Source organism: Arthrobacter sp. CAN_A2, assembly GCF_015752045.1.
GTDB lineage: Bacteria > Actinomycetota > Actinomycetes > Actinomycetales > Micrococcaceae > Arthrobacter_D.
This window is the reverse complement of sequence record NZ_JADOUS010000006.1, coordinates 121,903-136,454: the sequence shown is the minus strand read 5'-3', so window position 1 is coordinate 136,454 and position 14,552 is coordinate 121,903. Positions and strand designations below refer to the sequence as shown.

The 14,552-nt window shown below is 69.3% G+C and carries 13 protein-coding genes and 1 pseudogene; 5 read left to right on the top strand and 9 right to left on the bottom strand.

Going from position 1 to position 14,552, the window contains the following annotated elements; translation table 11 throughout:
* Positions 1-53: 53 nt before the first annotated feature.
* Positions 54-1,085: a LacI family DNA-binding transcriptional regulator gene (locus IWX63_RS09585; protein ID WP_199277942.1), complete on the bottom strand. Its 1,032-nt coding sequence runs from the start codon at positions 1,083-1,085 to the stop codon at positions 54-56.
* 221 nt (positions 1,086-1,306) lie between these two features.
* On the opposite strand from IWX63_RS09585, the gene rhaI reads away from it, so the two are divergent.
* The 3 genes from rhaI to IWX63_RS09570 are packed head-to-tail and all read left to right on the top strand — an operon-like array spanning position 1,307 to position 6,043.
* A complete protein-coding gene (gene rhaI / locus IWX63_RS09580; protein ID WP_199277941.1) occupies positions 1,307-2,473 on the top strand; it encodes an L-rhamnose isomerase in 1,167 nt (388 codons plus the stop codon).
* On the top strand, positions 2,470-4,554 hold the full coding sequence (locus IWX63_RS09575; protein WP_199277940.1) for a bifunctional aldolase/short-chain dehydrogenase: 2,085 nt from the start codon (positions 2,470-2,472) through the stop codon (positions 4,552-4,554). Before rhaI ends, IWX63_RS09575 begins: the two co-directional genes overlap by 4 nt.
* A gap of 1 nt (position 4,555) precedes the next feature.
* On the top strand, positions 4,556-6,043 hold the full coding sequence (locus IWX63_RS09570; RefSeq protein ID WP_199277939.1) for a rhamnulokinase: 1,488 nt from the start codon (positions 4,556-4,558) through the stop codon (positions 6,041-6,043).
* Here the strand turns inward: IWX63_RS09570 and IWX63_RS09565 are convergent.
* Together IWX63_RS09565 and IWX63_RS09560 are read right to left on the bottom strand one after the other, a co-directional pair.
* A complete protein-coding gene (locus tag IWX63_RS09565) occupies positions 6,032-6,448 on the bottom strand; it encodes a DUF2256 domain-containing protein (RefSeq protein ID WP_199277938.1) in 417 nt (138 codons plus the stop codon). The genes IWX63_RS09570 and IWX63_RS09565 overlap by 12 nt on opposite strands.
* Positions 6,445-6,588, bottom strand: a complete 144-nt coding sequence (locus IWX63_RS09560; protein WP_199277937.1) for a hypothetical protein — start codon at positions 6,586-6,588, stop codon at positions 6,445-6,447. The genes IWX63_RS09565 and IWX63_RS09560 overlap by 4 nt, the downstream gene beginning before the upstream one ends.
* Before the next feature lie 309 nt (positions 6,589-6,897).
* Between IWX63_RS09560 and IWX63_RS09555 the strand changes: the two genes are divergently transcribed.
* Positions 6,898-8,451: a GGDEF domain-containing protein gene (locus tag IWX63_RS09555; protein WP_199277936.1), complete on the top strand. Its 1,554-nt coding sequence runs from the start codon at positions 6,898-6,900 to the stop codon at positions 8,449-8,451.
* Between the two features lie 194 nt (positions 8,452-8,645).
* Here the strand turns inward: IWX63_RS09555 and IWX63_RS16800 are convergent.
* Together IWX63_RS16800 and IWX63_RS16795 are read right to left on the bottom strand one after the other, a co-directional pair.
* Positions 8,646-8,696, bottom strand: a pseudogene (locus tag IWX63_RS16800) (hypothetical protein); the annotation flags it as partial.
* A 68-nt stretch (positions 8,697-8,764) separates the two neighbouring features.
* Positions 8,765-9,049 (bottom strand): DUF1016 N-terminal domain-containing protein, encoded by a 285-nt coding sequence (locus IWX63_RS16795; protein ID WP_334685765.1) that lies wholly within the window; start codon positions 9,047-9,049, stop codon positions 8,765-8,767.
* A gap of 572 nt (positions 9,050-9,621) precedes the next feature.
* On the opposite strand from IWX63_RS16795, the gene arfB reads away from it, so the two are divergent.
* Complete coding sequence (gene arfB / locus IWX63_RS09545; protein ID WP_199277935.1) at positions 9,622-10,044, top strand: alternative ribosome rescue aminoacyl-tRNA hydrolase ArfB; 423 nt, start codon at positions 9,622-9,624, stop codon at positions 10,042-10,044.
* Between the two features lie 574 nt (positions 10,045-10,618).
* On the opposite strand, the gene IWX63_RS09540 is transcribed toward arfB, so the two are convergent.
* The 4 genes from IWX63_RS09540 to IWX63_RS09525 all read right to left on the bottom strand — a co-directional run bounded on the left by IWX63_RS09540 (position 10,619) and on the right by IWX63_RS09525 (position 14,490).
* Entirely contained in the window at positions 10,619-11,665 is a 1,047-nt protein-coding gene (locus IWX63_RS09540) for an NAD(P)-dependent alcohol dehydrogenase (RefSeq protein ID WP_199277934.1), read from the bottom strand.
* A 130-nt stretch (positions 11,666-11,795) separates the two neighbouring features.
* A complete protein-coding gene (locus IWX63_RS09535; RefSeq protein ID WP_199277933.1) occupies positions 11,796-12,491 on the bottom strand; it encodes a cyclophilin-like fold protein in 696 nt (231 codons plus the stop codon).
* A 68-nt stretch (positions 12,492-12,559) separates the two neighbouring features.
* Complete coding sequence (locus tag IWX63_RS09530) at positions 12,560-13,663, bottom strand: PQQ-dependent sugar dehydrogenase (RefSeq protein ID WP_199277932.1); 1,104 nt, start codon at positions 13,661-13,663, stop codon at positions 12,560-12,562.
* Between the two features lie 62 nt (positions 13,664-13,725).
* A complete protein-coding gene (locus IWX63_RS09525) occupies positions 13,726-14,490 on the bottom strand; it encodes a MerR family transcriptional regulator (RefSeq protein WP_199277931.1) in 765 nt (254 codons plus the stop codon).
* Positions 14,491-14,552: the final 62 nt, after the last annotated feature.

The window sequence follows — 14,552 nt, the reverse complement described above, 5'->3', positions numbered from 1 at the left end:
GTCAACAGCCCGAGATCGGACTGTGACCGCACCGCCGTGCCGGGGTCGACCGGTCAGCCGACGGCGTGGACCCCGGCCTGCGTGCTGCGGCGCTCCACGAGTTCGGGGTCGAAGATCACCTGGCGGCGGCGGGCGGCGGGCCCCTCGATCTCCTCGAGGAGCAGCTCGACGGCGGTGCGCCCCATGAGTTCGGTCGGCTTCCGGACGCTCGTCAGCGGGACGACGGTGGAGGCGGAGAAATCGATGTCGTCATACCCGATGAGGGCGAGGTCCTCGGGGATCCGGAGTCCGCGGATCAGCAGTACCGCCTGCATCACGCCGATCGCGAGGAGGTCGTTGGCGCAGAAGATGCCGTCCGGCAGTTCCCGGTGCCCGCGCCGTGCGATCGTCTCCCCGATGTCCCGGCCGGCCAGGACCGTCATGGCATCGGCTTCGAGGACCTCGAGCACGGCGCCGTCGTGCTCCTCGATCGCCTGGCGGGCTCCCGCCAGGCGATCCGCGACCTGGCGGTAGTCGGCCCTGGTCCCCACGAATGCGATGCGCCGCCGGCCCGCCTCGAGCAGGTGCCGGACGGCGATGTAGCCGCCGGCGACGTCGTCCACGGAGACCGAGCTGCAGCGTCGCTGCGGATCCACGCGGTCCACCAGCACCACGGGCATGCCGCGCTGACGAAGCGCCTCGACGCGCGGGCCCACATCCCCGACCGGCGAGATGAGCATGCCCTGCACGCGCTGCTGCTCGAAAACGTCGATGTACCGGGCCTCACGCTCGGCGTCCTGCCCGCTGTCGCCGAGCACCACGGTGCTCCCGTTCTCGGCAGCGCAGTCCTCGGCCGCACGTGCGAGGGAGGCGAAGAAGGGATTGGCGACGTCGAGCACGACCAGTCCGATGGTGCGGCTCTGGCCCGCCCTCAGCTGCCGGGCGGCGTCGTTCCGCACGAAGCCGAGCGCGTCGATGGCGGCCTGCACCCGCTCGCGGGTGGCAGCGGAGACGCGCGAGGGATGGTTCAGCACGTTCGAGACCGTCCCGACCGCCACCCCGGCCGTATCCGCGACGTCCTTGATACTGACTGGTCGGCTGCTCATGGGACTCCGGCTGTCTCGGAGGTCGCGTCGCGCGCCGGCGGGGCGCCGACGGAACGGTTGACACTCGGTCTCCAGCAAGGATAGCTTTGAAACGTGCTAATGAAACGATTCAAAAGCACGGCCCATCTACTTCCTCGTCCGGGCCCTCCCGGACGGGTGGAAGAACCCGAGAATCGCCGCCGGTGGAGTGAAGCACCCGGCCCGCACGCTGGAGAGAGTACATGACTGTCATCGACGACATCGCGGCACAGCTGGACCAGCTCGCCATCGAGGTGCCCTCCTGGGCGTACGGCAATTCCGGGACCCGGTTCAAGGTCTTCGCGACCCCCGGCACGCCGCGCACCGTCCACGAGAAGATCGCCGACGCCGGCATGGTCCACCGGCTGACCGGCCTCGCGCCGAGCGTGGCCGTCCACATCCCCTGGGACAGGGTCGACGACTACGGGAGCCTCGCCACCCACGCCGGGGAGCACGGCGTGCGGCTCGGCACGATCAACAGCAACACGTTCCAGGACGACGACTACAAGTTCGGCAGCCTGACGCACAGCGACGCCGCGGTCCGGAACAAGGCGATCGACCACATGTACGAGTGCATCGAGGTCATGAACGTCACCGGTTCCCGGGACCTGAAGATCTGGCTGGCGGACGGCTCGAACTACCCGGGGCAGGCCGATATGCGGTCCCGGCAGGACTGGCTGCAGGACTCCCTCCGGAAGGTGTACGACCGCCTCGGCGAGGGCCAGCGGCTGGTGCTCGAGTACAAGTTCTTCGAGCCGGCGTTCTATCACACGGACGTCCCCGACTGGGGTACCTCCTACGCCCATTGCCAGCAGCTCGGCGACAAGGCCCTGGTCTGCCTCGACACGGGCCACCACGCCCCCGGGACCAACATCGAGTTCATCGTGGCGCAGCTGATCCGCCTCGGGAAGCTCGGCTCCTTCGACTTCAACTCCCGTTTCTACGCGGACGACGATCTGATCGTCGGAGCGGCGGACCCGTTCCAGCTGTTCCGCATCATGGCCGAGGTGATCCGCGGCGGCGGCCTGGATCCGTCCAGCGGGATCGCCCTCATGCTCGACCAGTGCCACAACCTCGAGGAGAAGATCCCCGGACAGATCCGCTCGGTGCTGAACGTGCAGGAGATGACCGCGCGCGCCCTGCTCATCGACCGATCCGCCCTGACCGCGGCGCAGGAGGCCGGCGACGTGCTCGGCGCGAACGCCCTCATGATGGACGCCTTCTACACCGACGTCCGCCCGGGACTCGCCGCGTGGCGCGCATCGAAGGGACTCCCCGCGGACCCGACGGCCGCGTACCGGGAGAGCGGCTACCAGGACCGGATCAACACCGAACGGCAGGGCGGCCGGCAGGCCGGATGGGGAGCATGACAGTGACGACGACGCAGCCGACGACGGCCACCTCTGACAACAGCACGACCAACCGGACCGTCAGCGACCTCATCGGGCGCTCCAACCGGCTCGGCGCCGACAAGCGCACCACGAACTACGCCGGCGGCAACACGTCCGCCAAGGGCACGGGCGTCGATCCCGTCACGGGCGGGGACGTCGAACTGCTCTGGGTCAAGGGATCCGGCGGGGACCTCGGCACGCTCACGGAGTCCGGGCTCGCCGTCCTGCGGCTCGACCGGCTGCAGGCGCTGCGCTCCGTGTACCCGGGCGTGGAGCGCGAGGACGAGATGGTCACCGCCTTCGACTACACGCTGCACGGCAAGGGCGGCGCCACACCGTCCATCGACACCGCGATGCACGGCCTCGTCGACGCCGCCCACGTGGACCACCTCCACCCCGACTCCGGGATCGCCGTCGCGACCGCGGCGGACGGCGAGGCCCTGACGACGGCGATCTTCGGGCCGAAGGTGGCCTGGGCGCCCTGGCGGCGGCCCGGTTTCCAGCTGGGGCTCGACATCGCCGCCCTCCGGGAGGCGAACCCCGAAGCCATCGGCACCATCCTCGGCGGCCATGGCATCACCGCCTGGGGGGACACGTCCGAGGAGGCGGAGGCGAACTCGCTCTGGATCATCGAGACGGCGGAGCGGTACATCGCCGAACACGGCCGGACCGAACCCTTCGGTCCCCTGCTCGAAGGGTATGCCGCGCTGCCCGAGGAGGAGCGCCGCGCCAAGGCCGCGGCCCTCGCGCCGACCATCCGCGGGCTCTCCTCCACCGACAGGGCGCAGGTGGGCCACTTCACCGACGACCCCCGCGTCCTCGACTTCCTCGCCTCCACCGAGCACCCGCGCCTCGGTGCGCTCGGGACGAGCTGCCCGGACCACTTCCTCCGCACCAAGATCAAGCCGCTCATCCTCGACCTCCCTGCGGACGCCGACGTCGAGAGTTGCCTGCTGCGCCTGCGCGAACTGCATACGGCGTACCGCGCGGACTACGCCGCCTACTACGACCGCCACGCGACGCCGGATTCCCCTGCCATGCGCGGCGCCGACCCGGCGATCGTGCTGGTGCCCGGCGTCGGCATGTTCTCCTACGGCGCCACCAAGCAGACCGCGCGCGTCGCCGGGGAGTTCTACCTCAACGCCATCAACGTCATGCGGGGCGCCGAAGCCATCTCGACCTACGCGCCGATCGAGGAGACCGAGAAGTTCCGCATCGAGTACTGGGCCCTCGAGGAGGCCAAGCTCGCGCGGATGCCGCAACCGAAATCCCACGCGGGACGCATCGCCCTGGTGACGGGAGCGGCGTCGGGCATCGGCAAGGCCATCGCGACGCGCCTCGCCGCGGAGGGCGCCTGCGTGGTCATCGCGGACCTCAACATCGACAGCGCGAATGGCGTCGCCGAAGCACTCGGAGGGCCCGACGTCGCCATCGGCGTGCAGGCCGACGTGACCGATCCGGCGCAGGTGCTCCAGGCCGTGACGGCCGCCGTGCTGGCGTTCGGCGGGCTGGACCTCGTGGTCAACAACGCCGGCCTGTCCATCTCCAAGCCCCTGCTCGAGACTACGGAGAAGGACTGGGACCTGCAGCACAACGTGATGGCCAAGGGGTCCTTCCTCATGTCGCAGGCCGCCGCAAGGGTGCTCATCGAGCAGGACATGGGCGGGGACATCATCTACATCTCGTCCAAGAACTCGGTGTTCGCCGGGCCCAACAACATCGCCTACAGCGCCGCGAAGGCGGACCAGGCGCATCAGGTGCGGCTCCTCGCAGCCGAGCTCGGCGGCTACGGGGTGCGGGTGAACGGCATCAACCCCGACGGCGTGGTCCGCGGTTCGGGGATCTTCGCCGGCGGCTGGGGTGCCAAGCGGGCCGCGGTGTACGGCGTGGAGGAGGAGAAGCTGGGCGAGTACTACGCCCAGCGCACTCTCCTGAAGCGCGAGGTGCTGCCCGAGAACGTCGCCAACGCCGTCGCGGTGCTGACCTCCGCCGAGCTCTCCCACACCACGGGGCTGCACATCCCTGTGGATGCGGGCGTGGCCGCGGCGTTCCTGCGCTGACATGGCCGCCGGCTCGAAAGCGGTGTTCATCGCCGTGGACATCGGGGCGTCCTCCGGCCGGGTGATCCTCGGGAGGCTCACGGCCGCCGGTCCGGAGCTCGACATCATCCACCGCTTCCCCAACGGCGCGCATTTCCTCGGCGGCGCCCTGCGGTGGGACGTCGAGGCGCTCCTCGCGGAGGTGCTGGTGGGACTGCGCCGGGCAGGCGAGGCCGCGGCCCGGACGGGTGCCACCGTCACGAGCATCGGCATCGACACCTGGGCCGTGGACTACGGGCTCGTCGACGACGCCGGGACGCTCCGGCACCTGCCGTTCAGCTACCGGGACGAACGCACCGCGGCGAGCATCGACGTCATCCATGGTGCCGTGCCGCCCGCGCAGCTCTACGCGCGCACCGGGCTGCAGTTCCTGCCGTTCAACACGGTGTACCAGCTCGCCGCCGAGCGGTCGCTCGAGGGTTTCCAGGCGCTGCTCATCCCCGATCTGCTCGCCTACCGGCTGACCGGTGAGCGCCGCACCGAGGCGACGAACGCCTCCACCACGGGACTGCTCGACGCCGCCACCGGTACGTGGGCGGAGGACCTCTTCGGTCCGCTCGGCCTGTCCCCGGAACTCTTCCCCCCGCTCATCGAGCCCGGCACGGCGATCGGCCGCCTGCTGCCGGCCATCGCATCGGCGACGGGCCTCCCGGCGGCCACCGCCGTCGTCGCCGTCGGGTCGCACGACACCGCCTCCGCCGTCGCCGCCGTCCCGGCCGACTCGCCGCACTTCGCGTACATCTCCTCGGGTACGTGGTCGCTCGTCGGGGTCGAACTCGACGCCCCCATCCTGACCGGGGAGAGCCGCGCCGCGAACTTCACCAACGAGCGCGGCGTGGACGGGACCATCCGCTACCTGCGCAACACCGGCGGACTCTGGCTGCTGCAGGAGTGCCTGCGTGAGTGGAGCATCGAGGGACCGGAGCCCGATCTCCCCGCGCTGCTGGCGGCCGCCGCAGCCCTGCCGGCCGGCGGCCCGACCATCGACGCGGACAGCACGGACTTCCTCGCGCCGGACGCCATGCCCGCGCGCATCCGCCGCGCGGCCGGGGCGGGGCCGGACGTCCTACCGACGCGGGAGGCCATGGCCCGATGCATCCTGGACAGCCTCGCCGCGGCCTATGCGCGCACGCTGCAGGACGCCGTCCGCCTGTCCGGACACCGCATCGACGTCATCCACGTGGTGGGCGGAGGGTCGCAGAACGCACTGCTCTGCCAACTGACCGCCGACCGCACGGGGCTGCCGGTCCTCGCCGGCCCGGTCGAGGCGACGGCGCTCGGGAACATCCTCGTCCAGGCGCGGGCCGCCGGCCTGCTGGACTCCGGTCCCGGATCCCCCGGCTCTCCCCTCGCGGGCATCCGCGCGGCCGCCCGCCGATCGGCCCGGACCGTCCGCTACGAGCCTGCGGAGCGCGTGGCTGCGACCGAGCGGGTCGCGTCAGCGCGGTGACCGCAGGGCCACGGGCCCTTTCGCCGTCGACGGGTCCACGACGGCACCGCGTTGCACCATCTCCGCGAGGCCCCGGTTCACGAGGCGGCGTGCCGCGCTGCGGGCGGGCTCGTGCAGGAGGGTCCCGCCCTCCTCGTCGAGGGCCCGGGCGGCGTCCGCCGGGTCGATGCCCTGCCCGCGGGGCAGGCTCCGGAGACGCGTCAGGAGCCATTCTTCGAGGTCCGCGTCGATCGGCCTCACCTTGCGCGCCCGGCAGGCGTCGCTGCAGTAGAGCACCGTGTCCCAGGTCCGCTCCCATTTCTTCCGCCACTCCATGCGGCGGCCGCACGACCTGCAGTACTTCGGGTCGGGCGGAGCGCCGGGGCCCGCCTGCCCCCGCGCGGGGGGCCTCGTCCGCGGCGTCATAGGTGTCCGGACGCAGCGCGGAAGATGGCGCAGCCGGGCCGCACCGGGGCGTCCGGGGGGCGTATGTCGGAGGCCTGGTCGACGGCGTGGGCGGCCCGGCTCACCACGCCCTCCTCGTCCGCACTGCTGTCCGTGGTCACGGCGGTCCTTCCTGTCATCCCTGCGGCTCCTGCGGCGGGCCGACGCGGGGAAGGACTGCGGCTCCGTGGTGCATCAAGCATAGGAGACGCTGCTGTGCCCGGTACCGCCGGAGCCGCCCGGCGCTGCCTCGCCTTGTCCGGCGCTGTCCGGCGCGACGAAATCAATGAGCCGGAACCCTTGAGGCGATGCCCTCGACACGGCAGACTGAACACACGCCAGTCTCACCCGGCACGTCAGCGCACACCATGGTCTCGTTCACGCTCCACGGTCAGCAGGAAAGCGCTGCCCCGACCATCTGGAGCCACACCATGAATGACACCGTCATCGAAAGCGGGTCCCTGCGCCTCGCGCAGGAGAAGGACCTCATCGCCACCCTCGAAGCCGTCGAGATCAGCGCCGATCTCCCCCGCGCCGTGGGGGAGGCCGCCGAGATCAGGGCCTTTGCGGAGACGCTCGGGCGGCTCGACGTGGCCTTCTGGGCCGAGGTGACCGGGCTCGACGCGCTGGCCCGCACCGACGGCGCACCCGGCGCGCGGACACGGGGTCAGGAGATCCTCGAATGGGCCACCGAGCAGGGCGACGCGCGGCTCGCCAGCCGGTGCCACGCCCTCATCGCGATGATGGACCTCATCGCGGGCCATTCGGGCTCCGGCGCCGAGCAGGCGACGATCGCCGTCACTCTGCTGGACGGCACCGAACTGCCCCGACTCCGCGCGAAGCTCCTGACGCGCCAGGCGGTCGGCCTCCTGGTCGCAGGGCTCCTCCAGCACGGTTTCGACGTGTCCCGCAGGGCGCTCGCCCTCGCGGACCAACTGGCCGACCCCGAACTCCTGGCCCAGATCGCCTCGAACGCGTTCCACTCCGCGCTGGACGAGTCGATGCCGGACGAGGCGCGCTTCTGGATGCGGCGGCTGGAGGCCGTGATCGCCGCGTCCCCCGACCTCGAAGCCGAGCTGTCGGACGTCCTCGCACGCGGCCACCTGGCGGACAACCGCCCCTGGGACGCGCTCGACGTGCTGGAGCGGGCCGGGGACGACGACGCCGCGACGTCGCAGCCGGAGACCCGGGCCACCCGGATGCTCCTGCTCGCGCAGGCCCACCACGGGGTCGGCAACCTCCCCGCGGCGCGGCGTGCCCTCGACCGGGCCGAGCGGATCACCGTGCAGCATGCGCTCGAGGAGGTCGCCTCCACCGTCCTGGAGGAGCGCGCCGCCATCGCGGCGTCCGCGGCCGACTTCCGGCTCGCCTACGAACTCCACCGGCAGTTCCATCAGGCGGCGCGGAGCCGGTGGATCGAGGCCCGCCGCTCCCAGGTGGACCACCTGTTCGCCGAGCAGAATGTCACCGAGGCGCTCGAACGCGCGGAGCAGGCGGAGGCGGCCGTCGCCATCGACCCCCTGACGAAGGTGCGCAACCGGCGCTGGGTGGAGGACACACTGCCCGACGTCGTCCGGACCTGGCAGGCCGGTGGACCGTGGACCGGTTCCCTGGCCATCCTCGACCTCGACCACTTCAAGCTGGTCAACGACCGCTACGGGCACGCCGCGGGCGACGACGTGCTGGTGGCCGTCGCCGCGGCCCTGTCGACGTGCGAAGGCGTCCACCACGTCGCCCGGATCGGAGGGGAGGAGTTCCTGCTGGTCCTGCATCAGGACGCCGACCAGGGGCAGGTGGCAGGGTGGGTGCTGTCCGCCATCCGGGAGCTCCGGTGGCCCGAGATCGACGGCGATCTGCGCCTCACGGTGAGCATCGGCTTCGCCGGCTGCGAACCGGGGGCGACGACGGCCGACCTGCTGCAGGAGGCCGACCGCAACCTGTACAGCGCGAAGCGGGCCGGGCGGGACAGGTCGGTCGGCCCCTGACAGGTCCGGGGCGCTTGCAACGCATGTGGTCGGACCCAACGCCCCAGGTCCTCGCGCGCAGCTATGACTTCCCGGGCGAGTCCCGTCCCCTCCTCGGGCAGTCGCGCCTTGAGGTTGTTCGGAGCTGATCCTTCCCGCTCGTGAAGCCTGGATGCGATCTGGTGTTCAAGGACGGCCAGTGACCACCCGTGGCGGACACTCCGCGCCGCGTACCACTCGTGCAGGTCCTGATCCTGGAGTTGCACGTGCAGGGTGATGTTATGACTCCAGCTGATTTGTGCAGACACTGTCTGCACAGATGCGCCCCTCCCTGCTACGCGTTGGCCAGGGCTCTCAGGTAGTAAAGGTTCCTCCGCGAGAACCCCTTCATGTGCGGGAACTGGGCGCGGAGATCCTCAGCCAGACGACCGAGCACCTCGCTCCCCCACGGCTCGGCCTGTTGCTGCTGCAGGATGGTTCGGCCGATGTTCCAGTAGAGCTCGATCATGGAAGCATTGACGACGCGCTGAGCTCTCGCCTTTGCGGCTCGTACGGCATTGGCCAGTTCGGTCAGCGTTTCTGCATAACTTGGAGGAAGATCAGGTTCGAGGTCAGTCACCTCCCACACCCTAGTTGAGCGATCCTTCCAGAGCGCGGGGCGCCGGGCGCGGCGACGACGGCCACAGGGCCGACGTCGTTTCGGCGAGTTCACGAACTGATGCACGCGGCGAACGCTGAACAATGGGCATCCCTGCTCAGCGGGCGCCGAGGCGTATCAACTGCAGGCGTCGAGCCTGTCCACCTCAGGGTGGGCCGCCCTACGTAGTTGCCCAACAGGCTGTTGGACAACTACGTTCTCACTTCACCTGCTTACGGAGCTCGCCCGGCTCGCTGAGCACAAGATCGGAACCGGGTCAGGCCGAGGTGAACGGGGGGCGCACCAACCGGGCCGCCAGGCCACGGCTACCGGGTCGGCGGCTCGTCCTGAGGTCGTCAGGCATCTGACGGAAGGTGGGTTATCGGTGCATCCGATGACGAATTCCGGTGGAAGCTCTTCCGCGCGAGGGCACAACCGCGGCGCCCAGAGCGGCACGGTCGCTGCTGCGCACGGTCACGGTCACGTCGTCGACGGAACGACCTCCAGTTGTTGACGCTTGCCACCAGACACACCTGGCGTGCCACGCTTACTGCGTGGATCTTGAAGTGACATCGGACTTAATTATTCCGGCAACCGAATTACAATGGAAGTTCTCCAGGTCATCCGGGCCTGGCGGGCAGCACGTCAACACTTCTGACAGTCGGGTGCAACTCACCTGGGTACCATCGGAGTCGTCGGCTCTAAGCGATGAGCAGCGGATGCGAATCGTTGACCAACTCGCCCGAAGGCATGTCTCGGGGGCGATCACGGTGACGGTGTCTGAGCAGCGGTCCCAGTTGCGTAACCGCGAAATCGCTCTCGGGGCGCTCCGCGAAATTGTGGCCGCCGCACTCACCCCTTCGCCCCCTCTGCGCCGCGCGACGCGACCCACGCGCGGCTCGGAACGTCGCCGTTCCGCGTACAAGCAGCAGCGATCCGAAACCAAGCGGCAACGCCGCCGGCCCACCAGTGAGTGACGACTCACTGTAGTTGGTGCCTCGTGACGCAGGCGGACTAAGCAAGATGTCCCAGTCTGGTCTTACACGGATCCGCGTCTGGAAGCGGAGGTGCTGCGGATCTTTGCATCAGTACCGGCTGATCACTCCTGCCGAATCTCCTGGCGCGCTGTAACTCTGTGACTCTGTCAGTCTGTGCCGTGCCGACCCAGTGCGCGCCTGCAGGTGAGCGTCACCGCATGACTGGTTGACATAGCCACCTGCTTACGGAGATCGCCCGGCTCGCTGAGTACGGGATCGGAACCGGGTCAGGCCGAGGTGAACGGGGGGCGCACCTACCGGGCCGCCAGGCCATGGCTACCGGGTCGGCGCCTCGTCCTGAGGTCGTCAGGCATCTGACGAAGGATGGATTATCGGCGAATCATTCTTGAGACATCTGAACATCTGATCGAAACGGTTGTTAGCACCGAAGCCTTTGACCCTCGTATGGGTGCTGCAGGTACCTGGGCAGGCCCGAGCGGGTGTGTAGGACCCAGTAGGTCACCTCCACCGGACCTGGCGGAGGTGACCTGCTCTACGCTCTACGCTCTACGGGTCAGGCGAAGGTGGCGGCGTCGATGACGAAGCGGTATCGGACGTCGGAGTTGAGCACTCGCTCGTAGGCGTCGTTGATGCCGTCGGCGCTGATGAGCTCGGTCTCGGGGTGGATACCGTGCTCGGCGCAGAAGTCCAGCATCTCCTGCGTCTCGCGGATACCGCCGATCATGGAGCCTGCCCAGCTGCGGCGTGCCGGGATGAGGGCGAACGCGGGGACCCCGAGGGGTTCGGAAGGAGCCCCGACGTTGACGAGGGTCCCATCGACCTTGAGGAGGCCGAGGTAGGCGCCCATGTCGACCTTCGCCGAGACCGTGTTGATGATCAGATCGAACGAGTTCGCGAGCTCCGTGAAGGTCTCCGGGTCCTTCGTCGCATAGTGTGCCGACGCACCGAACCGGAGGGAGTCCTCCTTCTTGGAGGTCGTCTGCGAGAGCACGGTGACATCGGCGCCGAGGGCCGCGGCGATCTTCACGCCCATGTGGCCGAGCCCGCCGAGGCCCACGATGGCCACTTTTGTGCCCGGGCCCGCCTGCCAGTGGTGCAGTGGCGAGTAGAGCGTGATCCCGGCGCAAAGCAGCGGGGCGACCTTCTCGAAGTCGAGGCTCTCGGGGACGCGGAGAACGAAGTCCTCGGTGACGACGACGGCCTGCGAGTAGCCGCCCTGCGTGACGGTGCCGTCCGCGGGGTCGACGCCGCCGTACGTCTGGACGTTCCCCTTGGTGCAGTACTGCTCGTCGCCGCGGACGCAGTACTCGCACTCGCCGCAGGAGTTGACCATGCAGCCGACGCCGACGCGGTCGCCGACCTTGTGCTTGGTGACCTCGGAACCGATCTCGCTCACGGTGCCGACGATCTCGTGGCCGACGACCTGCGGGTACTGGATGTCACCCCACTCGCCACGGACGGTGTGGATGTCGGAATGGCAGACGCCGGAATAGGCGATGTCGATCAGGATGTCTTTCGGGCCCACGTCGCGGCGCTCGATGGTGGTCCTGATCAGCGGTTCGGTGGCGGACGGTGCCGCGATGGCGTTGACGGTGCGCATGATTCTCCTTGAGAACGGTGTGGTGTGGTCACGCTGTGAGCGTGTGGCTAGGGCATCGGGGTGTCATGGTGACGGGGGGTGTTTCGGTGTCGGTCGGTGGCCGCGGTCTTGAGGAGCATGAGATGCGGGATCAGCCGCCTGGACGGAGGGTGACCGTGGACGCATCGGCCGGGCTCTCCACGGCTGGCACGTCGTCGAAGGTTCCGAGGGGGACGATGCCTGCGTAGTAGCCGACTTGGTCGTAGTAGAGGATCAGTCGCTGGTCCGGGACGTAATAGCCGATCATACCGGGTTCGGCGCCACTGCCGGCGGGTGCGCCGTCAAGGTCGAGGGGCTCGGGGAGCTCCGCAACTTTCTCCTGGCCGCCAAAGTCACTCAGGGACACGGTGAGCGGGAGCTGCTCCATAAGCGATACCGAGGCCGCTCCGTCGCTCAGCCTGCCGGTGACGGTCGTCCCGTCGAGTTCGAGCACGATGGGCGTGCTGCCGGCGGAAGCAGCGCTCGAGGAATCAGGATCCCCGGTGGTTCGGCCGGGAGTGGAGTCGGGTGAGGGTGCCATGAGAGTGTCCTGGGTTGTCGGAGAAGCTGCTGAGTCCGATGTCGCATCCGAGGTCGCTCCGGAATCGTCGGTGCATCCGGTGAGTGCTGCAGTGACCATCAGAGCAGCCGCGCCGGATACGGTCCGGAGGCGGAGGGCTCCGGCCGGCATAGTCTCCATCGCCACGAGGACGAACCCGATGACCGCGAGGACGATCAGGGCCAGCAGTGGAAGGCGTTGCGGCGTGTCAGCCTGTGCAGGTGTTGGCAGGACGCTCGTGGTGTTCATGCCGATCTTTCGTGAAGTTGGCAGGCAGCAGTAGTCGTCCCGGGACCGGCGCTGGCGGAATGGGGGTGTTAGGGAGCTTGCAGAGGAACGCGCAGGAGCCGATCGTCCGTGGACGAAGGCTCCCCTCGTCCGTCGGTGTTGCTCGTGAGAATTAAGAGATCACCGTCCGGGCCCGCGGCGACGTCCCGGAGTCTTCCGTAGGCGCCCGCGTAGAGGTCGGTGAACGAGCCGGGATCGGCGACGGGAACGGCGCGCAGCACCTCGCCGCGGAGGTTGGCGATGTAGAGGGTGCCGTCCAGGTAGGTCATGCCACTGGGGCTGGCCGTCCCGGGGTCCCATTGCTGGACGGGGTCGGTGAAGTCTTCTTCTCCGACGATGCCTTCGACGGCGGGCCAGCCGTAATTGGTGCCGGCCGTGATGATGTTCAGTTCGTCCCAGGCGTTCTGCCCGAACTCCGCGGCGAACATCGTGCCGTCGTCCGACCAGGTCAGGCCCTGGGGGTTGCGATGCCCGTAGCTGTAGGTGAGGGAGCCGGGGAACGGGTTGTCGTCCGGGGCGTCTCCGTCCGGCGTCATGCGGAGGATCTTCCCTGCGAGAGAGGCGCGGTCCTGGGCCGTGTCGCGTTGGCCGGCGTCGCCGGTTGTGGCGTACAACATCCCATCCGGGCCGAAGGCCAGACGACCGCCATTGTGATAGTTCGCCGAAGGAATACCGTCGAGCAGTGTCTCGGCGTCCCCCAGCGCGAGGCCGCCTGGATTCCCGGCGAGAGCGAAGCGCTGGATGCGGTTGCCGTCCGAGGCCGTGGAATAGACATAGAGCCGCTGCTCGTCGTCGACCGCCAACCCGAGCAGGCCCCCTTCTCCCGCTCCGGCGACGCCCTCGACGGTTCCGGCGACACGGGTCGAACCGTCCTCGAGGACTTCGAGGATCCTGGCGCTGTCCCGCTCACTGACGAGTGTCGCCCCGTCGACGAAGACTACCGACCACGGCGCTCCCAGACCCGAGACGACGGTGACGGGCTCGGCAATCGCGTCCGCTCGACCCTGCGACGGCGTTGCGCCCTGCGGGGCCGGCTGGGTCGCGGGGCCGGCTCCGCTGCAGGAGGTGATGAGCGCCGCGGCGCCGAGAACGACGACGGCGAAGGCCCTGCGGTGCGGGAAGCGGATCTTCATGGTGGTCCTCCTGCTGGGTCGACAGGCGCTCGCGCGGTGAACATGGAATCAGCCGACCGGGCCTATCGTCCGGAACGCGAGAGCCAGGCCTCGAGCGCTGCCCGGACGAACTCCGCGCCGCCCAGGCCCCCGTAGTTCACCGCGAACCGCGGATCCTGGACGTACATCGCTCCAAGCCCCCGTACGTACTCGGGCAGGAGTTCCCCGTCCTCGTCGCGCGGCACGCCCGGGACGGAGGAGAGCCAGGCGACGTGGCGCCCGGCCAGCTCCTGGGCTCCGCCGTCGGTGGGTGGCACACCCCGGGTTGCGGCGTCGATCCAGCCTGCACCGAGCTCCGCGGCCTCCCTGCCGAACGCGTCCTTCTCCGCGTCGCTCCGCCCGCGCCACCAGGCATCGCCGTGGGCGTAGGCATCAATGCCCCACCGCTCCTCGACCTCCTCCCGGTAGCGCGCGTGGTCGAATCCGTCGAACATCTTCTCAGGCATGGGTTCCTCTCCCCGCTCGAGGGCCTCAACCGTCGTGAGGACCGCTGTGATCTGGCGGTCGAGCCGTTGCTGCTCACCGCGGAGGTGGTCGAGGTGGGCCCGCAGGGCGGCTGCCGGGGCGGCCGCGTCGTCATCGAGCAGCGCCCGGATGGCCGGTATCGGCAATCCGAGGGATCGCAGCAGCAGGATGCGCTGGAGCCTGACGAGAGCCATGGCGTCATAGAACCGGTAGCCGTTGGCGCCCACGCGGGACGGTTCCAGCAGGCCGACATCAGCGTAGTGGCGCAGGGTCCGGCTCGTGGTGCCGGCAAGCCGAGCCACGGTGGTGATCGGGTAGTCCACGTCGTCCTCCTCCTCCCGCCGCACGGTACGCCGGGAGGATCCAACAGTAGGAATTGACGCTG